Raw genomic sequence first — 10,275 nt, 5'->3', positions numbered from 1 at the left:
GGCCCCCCCAAATGGGTCATCCCCTCGCGCGTCCGTCCGGCGGATACTTGAGCCAGCACGGGCTGGGGAGGGGCCTGCCGGTGGCGCGGACAAGGAGAAGGCAATGACTGAGGTGCTGAGGTATGAAGTCGGCTCCGGCACGGTGCTGGTGGAGGTCGACGAGGACAGCTACGGCGTGGACCGTCCCGCGCGCAACGAGCAGGGCATCCTGGACGCGGGCCGCCGGCTGGAGGAGGCCCTCGCCGCGGTCCGCCCGGCCGCCAGCGCCGCGGTGGACGCCCTCGCCGAGCTGGCGCCCGAGGAGGTCGAAATCACCTTCGGGATCAAGCTGGCGGGCGACGCGGGGGCCATCATCGCGAGGAACTGCGGCGACGCGCACTTCGTCGTCCGGATGTCCTGGTCCGGCGGTCCCGCCATGGCGGAAGGCGAAGAGGAGTAGGAGCCGGCGGCCTCAGCCGTGGGTCTCGAGATAGCCGACCAGCCCGTCCACGGTGGCGACCTGCGCGTAGTCGCTCTCCGGAATCTCCACTCCGGCATCGCGGGAGAGCGTCTCCACCAGGGCGAGGAAGTCCAATGAGTCCAGTTCCAGGTCCTGGCGCAGCCGGGCGCCGCCCTCGGTGAGGTCCGGCTCGAGGTCCGGCGCCACCTGGTGCAGCGCCGCCCACGCCGTCTCCGCGGCTTTCGTTCGGTTCACAACTCCTCCGGTTTCTGCAGCAGTTCGCCAATCCTCGCCAGGAAGCGGCCGCCCCGCAGCCCGTCGCTGACGCGGTGGTCCGCCGAGAGCGTGGCCGTGACGCAGCGCCGGGCCGCCAGCATGCCCTCGTGGGCCCATGCCTGCTCCGCGATGCGGCCGAAGCCGACCATGGCTACCTGTGGAGGATAGATGACGCCGAAGACGGCATCGACGCCGAGGTCGCCGAGGTTCGTGACGGTGAGGGTCGGATCGGCCATCTCCGCCCGCTGCAGCCTGCCGGACCGGGCGCGGCCCACGACGTCGCGCAGGCTCGCCATCAGGTCGGCCAGGGCCAGGCTGTCGGCGTCGCGGATGGCCGGGGCGATGATGCCGCCTTCTCGGAGCGACACGGCAACCCCCAGATGGACCGCGCTGCTTGGCCGGTGGCGGCCGTCTGCATAATGGCCGTTGACCTCCGGGACCTCCAGGGCGGCCAAGGCCGTCGCCTTGAGCAGCAGCGCCGCGGGCACCAGCCGCGACGCCACCGGGACGCGGGCATTGGCCGCCTCCATCCAGGTCAGCGCCGCGTGCAGGTCAACGGTGCTGCTGAGGTAGTAGTGCGGGATGTCCTTCTTGGAACGCGACATCAGCTTGCCGACCGCGCGGCGCAGGCTGCCTCTGCGATCGGCGGCCCCGCCAGCCTCGGCTGCCTCGGCCGGCGGGCCAGGCGGCGGAAGGGGTGTGGCCGGCGCCGCCTGCTCGGGACCGGGCGGTGCCGCCTGCTCCGGGCCGGCAGCCGCGCCGGCGCGGGCTGCTGCCGCCCGGACATCCGATTCGGTAACAGCGCCCTCGGGCCCGGAGCCGTGCACGGCGGCGGGATCAATGCCGAGTTCCCGGGCGATCTTCCGGGCCCGCGGCGAGGACCTGACCGTCCTGCCGCGCACCGGCTCCGCCTGTGCAGCAACCGCGGGCACCGGTTTCGCCGGCGGAGGCACAGCCGCAGGAACCTGCTCCGCAGGCACGGCTCCACCCGCACCCGCAGCCGCACCCGCGGCGGCCGCGGCGCGTTCCACGTCCGCCCGGGTGACGGCGCCGGCCGGTCCGGTCCCCGCAACCGAGGCCAGGTCCACGCCCAGCCGCTGCGCAAGGTTCCGGATCGGCGGCGGCCAGCTGCGGGGCCGCGGGGCAGCCTCCGTCGTGCCTTCCGGCGGAGGGACGGCGCGCGGCGGACCCTGCCCGGGCGCGGCTGCGGAAGTCTCCGCCGGCGTCTGGACTATCCGCGCCATCACGGTTCCCACCGGGACGGTGGACCCAATGTCCGTGAAGAGCTCGGCGACGATTCCTTCTTCGAAGGTTTCGACGTCCATCACCGTCTTGTCCGTGTCGACGACGGCGACAAGGTCGCCGCGGTGCACGTAGTCTCCAGGCTTGACCAGCCACTCGATGAGCTTGCCGCGCTCCATGTCGGCGCCCAGGGACGGCATCCGGAAGTCACCCACGCGCCCCCACCACCTGGCGTGCGGCAATTGCGATCCGGGCGGCAGAAGGCAGGGCTTCCAGCTCCAGCTGCTTGGCATAGGGCACGGGCACTTCAGCGCTGCAGACCCTGAGGACGGGGGCATCGAGGTCGTAGAACGCCGACTCCGTGATGCGTGCGCTCACCTCAGCGGACAGGCTGCCGCTGCGCCAGCCTTCATCAACGACGACGGCGCGGTGCGTCTTCGCGACGGTCGCCAGCACCGCTGCCTCATCGAGGGGACGCAGCGTCCGCAGGTCCAGCACCTCGGCGTCGATGTCCTCCTCCGCCAGCGTGGCGGCCGCCTCCAGCGTGACCGGCAGCGTTCCGCCGTAGGTGATGAGCGAAACGTCGGTCCCGGCCCGCCGTACCGCGGCATGCCCGATCTCCACCGCACCGGCGTCGTCGTCCAGTTCCCCTGCGGCGTTGTAGAGGGAACCGTGCTCGAAGATGAGGACCGGATCGGGGTCCTGCAGCGCCGTGGGGAGCATCCCGCGCGCGTCTTCCAAGGTGGCCGGGGCCAGGATGCGCAGGCCCGGAATGTGCGCGAACCAGCCTTCCAGACTGTGCGAGTGCTGCGCTCCCAGCTGGCGGCCGGCACCCGTGGTCGTGCGGATCACGATCGGCACATTGAACTGGCCGCCGGACATGTGCAGCAGGGTGGCGGCGTTGTTGACGATCTGGTCGAGCGCCAGCAGGCTGAAGTTCACGGTCATGATTTCCACGATCGGACGCATCCCGCCCAGCGCCGCACCGATCCCCGCGCCCACGAAGGCGGATTCCGACAACGGGGTGTCGCGGATCCGTTCCGGCCCGAATTCTTCGAACAGGCCCAGGCTCACCGCGAAGCAACCGCCGTAGGCACCCACGTCCTCGCCCATGAGGAAGACCCGCTCGTCATTGATCAGGGCCTCCCGCAGGGCAGCCCGGATCGCCTCGCGGTAGGTGGTCTTCATGGCTGCACCGGGGTGCTGTAGACGAACCGCAGCAACTGGTCGGCGGGTTCGGGGGTGCCCGCCTCGGCGAACCTCACCGCTTCGGCCATCTCGGCATCGACCTCGCGCTCCATGGCCTCCCAGTCCGCGGCGTCCAGCTGGCCCGAGGATTCGAGCAGCGTCCGGAGCAGCAGCAGGGGATCCCGTTCCGTCCACCGGGCGACTTCGGCCTTGTCCCGGTACCGCTCCGGATCGAACATGGAATGCGCCCGGAAGCGGTAGGTGCGCAGTTCCAGGAAGTGGGGCCCGCTGCCACCGCGGATGCCATCGGCCGCCCGCCTCGCCGCCCCTTCCACTTCCAGGACGTCCATGCCGTCCACGGCCCAGGACGGAATCTCGTAGCTGGCCGCCTTCAGCGCAAGGTCCGTCTGGGACTGCGACCGGGCGAGCGCCGTCCCCATCGCGTAGAGGTTGTTCTCGCAGCAAAACAGGACGGGCAGGTTCCACAGCGCCGCGAGATTCAGGCTTTCGTGGAACTCGCCCTCGGCCGCGGCGCCTTCGCCGAAGAAGCACGCGGTCACACGGGACCGGCCCGAGAGCTTGTCCGCCAACGCCAGCCCCACCGCGAGCGGCAGGCCGCCCGCGACGATGGCGTTGCCGCCGTAGAAACGGGTGTCGGCGTCGAACAGGTGCATGGAGCCGCCCCGTCCCCGGCAGCAGCCCTCCACCTTCCCGTACATTTCGGCCAGGATGGCCCCGGCAGGCACCCCCCGCAGCAGCGCGTGCCCATGCTCCCGGTAGGTCGCCACCACGGCGTCCTCGGGAGCCAAGGCGGACATGACACCGGCGGCTACCGCTTCCTCGCCGATGTAGACGTGGAGGAAGCCCCGGATCTTGGCTTCGCTGTAGAGTTCCACGCAGCGCTCTTCGAGCCGCCGGACCCGGAGCATCTCGCGGAGCAGCTCCCGCCGCCGGCCGGCTTCGGGGGATCGGTCCGCGGCGCCTGCCGTGCCGGTTTTGGAGCGGTACCCAGCCATCATTGTCCTTCCACGGTCGAGGTGTCGCCTTCGGGAAGCCCGAGTTCCCTGGCCTTCAGCAGCCGGCGCAGGATCTTTCCGCTCCTGGTGCGGGGCAGAGCAGGCGTGAAGTCAAGTTGCCGCGGCGCCACCGCAGGCCCCAGCCGCTTGCGCGCAAAGCCGATGATCTCCAGCCGCAGTGCGTCGTCCGGTTCATGGCCGGGTCGGAGTTCGACGAAGGCCTTGACCATTTCGCCCGCCACCGGATCGGGCACGCCGACCACCCCTGCCTGGGCGACGGCCGGGTGTTCCATGAGCGAGCTTTCGACTTCGAAGGGGCCGATGAGATGGCCAGAGGACTTGATAACGTCGTCGCCGCGGCCGACGAACCAGTAGTAGCCGTCCGGGTCCCGCTTGGCGAGGTCGCCGGTCAGGTACCAGCCGCCCGCGAAACAGCGGCGGTAGCGTTCGTCTTCGTGGAGGTAGCCCCGGAACATCGAGGGCCAGCCCGGGCGCAGCGCGAGCTCGCCGACCTCGCCGGGGCTGGAGACGAGGACCGCTTCGCCGTCCTCGATCACGGGGCGGTCCGCCGCGTCCCGCTTCACGAGCGCCGCCTCGACGCCGGGCAGGGGCAGGCCCATGGAGCCGGGGCGGATCGGCAGCGCCGGGAAGTTGGCGATCATGATTCCGCCGGTTTCGGTCTGCCACCAGTTGTCGTGGACCGGGAGGCCGAATGCTTCCTGGCCCCACACCACCACCTCTGGGTTCAGGGGTTCGCCCACGCTCGCGACGAAACGCAGCGCGGATAGATCGTGGCCCTCCGCGTGCCCCGTGCCGGCCTTCATGAGCAGGCGCAGCGCCGTCGGCGCCGTATACCAGACCGTCACCCGCTGGCCGGCGAGGATGCCGTACCAGCGGTCCACGTCCATCTCCTCTTCGTCCACGATCGAGGTCACGCCATGCACCAGCGGCGCGACGATCCCGTAGGACGTTCCGGTGACCCAACCCGGGTCGGCCGTGCACCAGTAGATGTCTTGCGGATGAAGGTCCAGGGCGAAGCGGCCGGTCGCATAGTGCGCGGCGACGGCATCGTGGACGTGGATGGCTCCCTTGGGGGTGCCGGTTGTACCGCTGGTGAAGTGCAGCAGCGCCATGTCCTCCGGACCGGTGAGTGCGGTCCCCGCCGCCGGCGTCACTTCCCGCATCAGGGCACCCAGGTCCAGCGTGTCCGGGCCGGGCGCCTCGTCGGCATCCACCAGGAGGACGTGCCGGAGTTCCGGCAAGGCGGTGCGGATCCCGGCAATCTTGCGCCGGTACAGGGACGCGGTGGTGACCAGGACCCTGGCTCCGCCGAGCGACAGCCTTTGCCGTACGGGTTCCGGGCCGAAGGCGGAGAACAACGGACAGAAGACGCTGCCGTGCTTTAGCGTCCCCAGGACCGCGGAGTACAGCGGCGGCACGCGTCCGAGCAGCGAGAAAACGCGTTCCCCCGGGCGGACTCCGAGTTCTTCCAGCACCCCGGCAAACCTGGCCGCCTCGAGGGCGAGGGCGGAAAACGTGACCGAAGTGGAGGACCCGTCGGCCCGGATGAACCGCAGCGCTTCGTGCCCCGCCAGCGGGCCGGCCGCATGCCGGTCCACGGCCTCGTGGGCGATGTTCAGTCCGCCTCCGGGCAGGCCGGACAGCGCAGCCCTGGCATCGTCCCAGGTGAATTCGACGCAGGCCTTCCGGTAGTCGAGCAGGTTGGGCCGGACCGGCATCGATGCGAGGTCCTTCGTGATGGTCCGGTCGCCTACGGTCCTTCCGGTGCCAGAGGCCACACTCCGATTGGAACGGGGGCAGCGCCCCGCTGCCAGAGCCGAAGGTCCCGGCGGACACGGCTATGCCTCCTCTTCCGCCGCGGAGCATTGCCGTTCCATAATGAAGGAATCCAGGAGAGCCAGGGCAACCTCCTTCGCGTTATGGGTGCACTCACGGACAGTGCGCTCGATCGGCAGAGCCGCTGGTTAGCCGTCGGTGTAGTGCCGGCGAGCGATCGCGACCAGTCGTTCTGCAATCGCACTAGTGAACCGCGATTTTGAAAGATCCATCGCCATGAAGAAACTGCATGCGCTGCTCGCCGCCGTTCTGCTTGTGCTCGGTCTGGGGCTGGTGGCTCCCGGGCCCGCCTCGGCTGCGGCTTACTGCGGCATCACCTGGGGATCCCAGGCCAAAGCATCGTCGTCGAAGTACAGTCCGCTGCTCACCAACGTCCGTGCCGGCAGGCATCCCTGCTACGACCGGCTGGTGGTCGATCTCAAGGGCAAACGGCCCGGCTATGACGTCCGTTACGGCGCTGTCTACACCGAGGGCAAGGGAGACCGGGTGCGGCTGCGCGGCTACGACATGCGCATCACCGTGAAAGCGCCGGCGTATGACAGCAAGGGCCGGGCGACCTACAACCCGCCCAACAAGTCCAATATTGTCAACGTCCGGACCTTCGATACTTTCCGCCAGGTCGCCTGGGCGGGAAGCTTCGAAGGCCAGTCCACCATTGGGCTGGGAGTGCGTGCCCGCCTGCCGTTCCGGGTCTTCACCCTTCCGGGTCCGGAAAAGAACCAGACCATGCTGGTTATCGATGTAGCCCACCGCTGGTAAGCCTGCCCCAAATGGCAGATGCGGCGCGCAGCGTCGAGGGGTACCCTGCAACCATTACGCCGTGGGTGCCGCCTGCCGGGGGAGCAGGACCCGTTGCCCGCACGGCTGACAGGGAGGCGCGATGAGCAGTACCCAGCACGTGCTGGCCGTGCATCCGACGGCGCCGGAAACCGCCCCCGAGCACCGGTTGGCCCGAGGCGTGTGCATCGACGCCTGCTTCGACTGCGCCCAGGCCTGCCGCTCCGGCGCGGACGCGTGGCTGGACGAACAAGTGGCGGCGAACGTCCGTACCTGCCAGCGTGCCCAGGAGAACTGTGCAGACATGTGCCTCGCGGCCGTCTCGATCCTGCCGCGGCTGGGATCGCCCGGAACAGACAGCGGGAAGGCCTTCATGGGGGCGCTGCTCGAAGCCTGCAGGTCCGCCTGCCGGGCCTGCCAGGAGCAGTGCGAACCGCATCTGGGCTTCCCGCATTGCCGGCTCTGCCTCCAGGCCTGCGTTCGCTGCGAGCAGGCCTGCACCGAACTGCTGGACTCACTGCGCCTGACCAGGCCGTAGCCGTGTAAGGAACGCAAGGGTGTAAGGAACGTAGGGGGAGGAACACCGTGGAGCAGCAAGTCCCGACGGACATGGCATACATCGTGTGGTTCGAAGACACGGGCATGGCCGACGTGCCGCTGGTGGGCGGCAAGAACGCGTCGCTGGGCGAGATGGTCCGCACGCTGGCCGGAGCGGGAGTCCGGGTGCCGGAGGGGTTCGCCGTGACGGCGCAGGGCTACCGCGAATTCGTGCGGGCCAACACGATGGAGCCGCAGCTGCGCGGCTGGCTGGAGCGCTACCGGTCCGGCGGCGTTAGCCTGTCCGAGGCCGGGCATGCGGTGCGGAATCTGTTCGTGGCCGCGGAGTTCCCGCCGCACCTGGCCGCGGCCATCCTGCAGGCGTACCGGCAGCTCTCCGAGCGTTCCGGCCGCACTGCCTCCGCCGCGGCGGTGGCGGTGCGCAGCAGTGCGACCGCGGAAGACCTGCCGGACGCGAGTTTCGCCGGCCAGCAGGAGACGTTCCTGAATGTCGCCGGCGACCAGGCGCTCCTGGACGCCTGCCGGCGCTGTTTTGCCTCGCTGTTCACGGACCGCGCAATCAGCTACCGGGCCATCAAGGGCTTCGACGATCTGCAGGTGGCCCTGTCCGTCGGCGTGCAGCGGATGGTGCGGTCCGACGTCGGTGCCTCAGGGGTGATGTTCACGCTCGACACGGAGACGGGCTTCCCGGACGCGGTGGTGATCAGCGCGGCGTGGGGACTGGGCGAGACGGTGGTTCAGGGCAGCATCAACCCGGACAAGTACCTGGTCTACAAGCCTCTGCTGGGCCGGGACGGCTTCGCCCCGATCATCGAGCGCACGCGCGGCGAGAAGGAACGCAAGATGGTGTACGGCCGCGGCGGGAGCGTGCGCACGCGGCTCGTCGACACCAGCGACCGGGAGCGCAAAGCCTTGGTGCTCACCGACAGCGAGGTCCTGCAGCTGGCGCGCTGGGCTGTCGCCATCGAGGACCACTACCGCACGCCGATGGACATGGAGTGGGCCAAGGACGGCACCACGGGCGAGCTCTTCCTGGTCCAGGCGCGGCCGGAGACGGTGCAGGCCGGGCGCAGCGGCAGCCGCTTCAGCGTCCACCACCTGCTCGGCGAGGGCCGCCTGCTGGCGAAGGGCGCCGCCATCGGAGACTCCGTCGCGGTGGGCGAGGCCTGCGTCATCCGCAGCGCGGCGGACATCGAGCGCTTTCGCGACGGCGCCGTGCTGGTCACCGAGATGACGGACCCGGACTGGGTTCCGGTAATGCAGCGGGCTGCAGGCATCATCACCGAACACGGCGGCACGACCAGCCACGCGGCGATCGTGAGCCGGGAACTCGGCGTCCCCGCCGTCGTCGGCACCGGCAACGCGACCGAGACGATCGGCGACGGGGAGCAGATCACGCTTTCCTGCGCCGAGGGCGACGAGGGCCACGTCTACGCCGGCGCGCTGGAGTTCGAGACCGAGGAGATCGACCTCGCCGGGCTGCCGCAGACCGACACCGGCGTCATGGTCAACGTGGCGAGCCCGGCCGCCGCCTTCAGCTGGTGGCGCCTCCCGGCGGCCGGCGTGGGGCTGGCCCGGATGGAATTCATCATCAACGATGTCATCCGGATCCACCCCATGGCCCTGGTGCATCCGGAACGCGTCGCGGACCCGCAGGAGTCGGCACGGATCGCCGAGCTCACCGCCGGCTTCGCCGACCCGGGCGAGTACTTCGTGCAGACGCTCGCCACCAGCCTGGGCAAGCTGGCCGCCCCGTACTTTCCCCGCCCGGTGATCGTGCGGCTCAGCGACTTCAAGACCAACGAGTATGCCCACCTGCTCGGCGGCAGCGCCTTCGAACCGGCCGAGGAGAACCCGATGCTGGGCTTCCGCGGCGCTTCGCGGTACTACGACGAGCGCTACCGGGAGGGCTTCGTGCTTGAATGCCGGGCGCTGAAGCGGGTGCGCGAGGAGCTGGGCTTCGACAACGTCGTCGTCATGATTCCCTTCTGCCGCACGCCCGCGGAGGCGGACCGGGTGCTGGAGGTGATGGCGGCCAACGGACTGGTCCGCGGGGAGAACGGCCTGCAGGTCTACATGATGTGCGAGATCCCCTCCAACGTGGTCCTCGCCGCGGAGTTCGCCACGCGTTTCGACGGCTTCTCCATCGGCTCCAACGACCTGACCCAGCTGGTGCTCGGCGTGGACCGCGACTCCGAGCTGCTGGCGCCGCTGTTCGACGAGCGGGACGAGGCGGTCAAGCGGATGATCGCCCAGGTCATCGGCGCCGCGCACGCCGCCGGCATCAAGATCGGCATCTGCGGGCAGGGGCCCAGCAACCACGCGGACTTCGCCGCCTTCCTCGTGGACGAGGGCATCGACACGATCTCGCTGAACCCGGACACGTTCGTGCGCACTGTGCCCCGCATCGCCGAGGCGGAGCGGCAGCGCAGGGAGAGGAACGCATGAATAACGACGACGGCCCCCGCCGCCCGCTGGTCCTCGTGGGCGTGGACGGATCCCCGCACTCGCACCACGCCCTGCGGGAAGCCCGGCGCTTCGCGGGCCTGCTCGGCTGCGACATCGAAGTCCTTACAGCCTGGCAGTTCCCCCTGATGGTCGAGCCGACCACGGTCTACCAGTGGGATCCCGCGGACGACGCACGCCAGCTCCAGGAAGCCAGCGTGCGCGATGTCTTCGGCACCGAGGAACCCACCGGCGTGGCACGGACGGTCCAGCAGGGCCAGCCAGCCCACCTGCTCATCGAGGCCAGCCGGCATGCCGAACTGCTGGTCGTCGGCTGCCGCGGGCACGGGGGATTCGCCGGCCTGCTGCTCGGATCGGTCAGCTCGGCGGTGGCGGCCCACGCGCACTGCTCGGTGCTGATCACCCATATCGAGCACGTCGCCTAGCCCGGTCCCGCAAGATAACGAAACGGTTGCA

At 69.9% G+C, this 10,275-nt stretch carries 10 protein-coding genes; 5 read left to right on the top strand and 5 right to left on the bottom strand.

Translation table 11 applies throughout. The annotated features are described in order from the left end of the window. Window positions 1-103: 103 nt before the first annotated feature. The gene (locus AHIS1636_RS13195) at window positions 104-439 is read left to right on the top strand and encodes a CU044_2847 family protein (protein ID WP_264796295.1); all 336 of its coding nucleotides are present in this window, start codon (window positions 104-106) and stop codon (window positions 437-439) included. Window positions 440-451: 12 nt separating this feature from the next. On the opposite strand, the gene AHIS1636_RS13190 is transcribed toward AHIS1636_RS13195, so the two are convergent. Genes AHIS1636_RS13190 through acsA form a run of 5 tightly spaced genes read right to left on the bottom strand, consistent with a single transcriptional unit; the run spans window position 452 to window position 5,960 of the window. Next, window positions 452-694 carry an acyl carrier protein gene (locus AHIS1636_RS13190; RefSeq protein WP_264796294.1) on the bottom strand — a complete coding sequence of 81 codons (243 nt, stop codon included), beginning with the start codon at window positions 692-694 and terminating at the stop codon, window positions 452-454. Continuing rightward, window positions 691-2,172 carry a dihydrolipoamide acetyltransferase family protein gene (locus tag AHIS1636_RS13185; RefSeq protein ID WP_264796293.1) on the bottom strand — a complete coding sequence of 494 codons (1,482 nt, stop codon included), beginning with the start codon at window positions 2,170-2,172 and terminating at the stop codon, window positions 691-693. Before AHIS1636_RS13185 ends, AHIS1636_RS13190 begins: the two co-directional genes overlap by 4 nt. After that, window positions 2,165-3,145, bottom strand: a complete 981-nt coding sequence (locus AHIS1636_RS13180; RefSeq protein WP_264796292.1) for an alpha-ketoacid dehydrogenase subunit beta — start codon at window positions 3,143-3,145, stop codon at window positions 2,165-2,167. Before AHIS1636_RS13180 ends, AHIS1636_RS13185 begins: the two co-directional genes overlap by 8 nt. After that, a complete protein-coding gene (gene pdhA / locus AHIS1636_RS13175) occupies window positions 3,142-4,161 on the bottom strand; it encodes a pyruvate dehydrogenase (acetyl-transferring) E1 component subunit alpha (RefSeq protein WP_264796291.1) in 1,020 nt (339 codons plus the stop codon). Before pdhA ends, AHIS1636_RS13180 begins: the two co-directional genes overlap by 4 nt. Then, window positions 4,161-5,960: an acetate--CoA ligase gene (gene acsA / locus AHIS1636_RS13170; protein WP_264796290.1), complete on the bottom strand. Its 1,800-nt coding sequence runs from the start codon at window positions 5,958-5,960 to the stop codon at window positions 4,161-4,163. The genes pdhA and acsA overlap by 1 nt, the downstream gene beginning before the upstream one ends. Before the next feature lie 274 nt (window positions 5,961-6,234). Between acsA and AHIS1636_RS13165 the strand changes: the two genes are divergently transcribed. The 4 genes from AHIS1636_RS13165 to AHIS1636_RS13150 all read left to right on the top strand — a co-directional run bounded on the left by AHIS1636_RS13165 (window position 6,235) and on the right by AHIS1636_RS13150 (window position 10,244). Further along, complete coding sequence (locus AHIS1636_RS13165) at window positions 6,235-6,777, top strand: AMIN-like domain-containing (lipo)protein (protein WP_264796289.1); 543 nt, start codon at window positions 6,235-6,237, stop codon at window positions 6,775-6,777. Between the two features lie 121 nt (window positions 6,778-6,898). Beyond that, window positions 6,899-7,333, top strand: coding sequence for a four-helix bundle copper-binding protein (locus AHIS1636_RS13160; protein WP_264796288.1), 435 nt, complete (start codon window positions 6,899-6,901; stop codon window positions 7,331-7,333). A gap of 71 nt (window positions 7,334-7,404) precedes the next feature. Continuing rightward, window positions 7,405-9,801 (top strand): phosphoenolpyruvate synthase, encoded by a 2,397-nt coding sequence (gene ppsA, locus AHIS1636_RS13155; protein ID WP_264796349.1) that lies wholly within the window; start codon window positions 7,405-7,407, stop codon window positions 9,799-9,801. After that, window positions 9,798-10,244, top strand: coding sequence for a universal stress protein (locus tag AHIS1636_RS13150; protein ID WP_264796287.1), 447 nt, complete (start codon window positions 9,798-9,800; stop codon window positions 10,242-10,244). The genes ppsA and AHIS1636_RS13150 overlap by 4 nt, the downstream gene beginning before the upstream one ends. Window positions 10,245-10,275 lie beyond the last annotated feature (31 nt).

Source organism: Arthrobacter mangrovi, from assembly GCF_026011795.1.
GTDB classification, from domain to species: domain Bacteria; phylum Actinomycetota; class Actinomycetes; order Actinomycetales; family Micrococcaceae; genus Crystallibacter; species Crystallibacter mangrovi.
This window is presented reverse-complemented; position numbering and strand designations above follow the sequence as displayed.

Excerpts from the sequence above, each read along its gene's own strand:
- AHIS1636_RS13195 (WP_264796295.1), top strand. The coding sequence starts at position 104 with ATGACTGAGGTGCTGAGGTATGAAGTCGGCTCCGGCACGGTGCTGGTG.
- AHIS1636_RS13180 (WP_264796292.1), bottom strand. The coding sequence starts at position 3,145 with ATGAAGACCACCTACCGCGAGGCGATCCGGGCTGCCCTGCGGGAGGCC.
- pdhA (WP_264796291.1), bottom strand. The coding sequence starts at position 4,161 with ATGGCTGGGTACCGCTCCAAAACCGGCACGGCAGGCGCCGCGGACCGA.
- AHIS1636_RS13165 (WP_264796289.1), top strand. The coding sequence starts at position 6,235 with ATGAAGAAACTGCATGCGCTGCTCGCCGCCGTTCTGCTTGTGCTCGGT.
- AHIS1636_RS13160 (WP_264796288.1), top strand. The coding sequence starts at position 6,899 with ATGAGCAGTACCCAGCACGTGCTGGCCGTGCATCCGACGGCGCCGGAA.
- ppsA (WP_264796349.1), top strand. The coding sequence starts at position 7,405 with ATGGCATACATCGTGTGGTTCGAAGACACGGGCATGGCCGACGTGCCG.
- AHIS1636_RS13150 (WP_264796287.1), top strand. The coding sequence starts at position 9,798 with ATGAATAACGACGACGGCCCCCGCCGCCCGCTGGTCCTCGTGGGCGTG.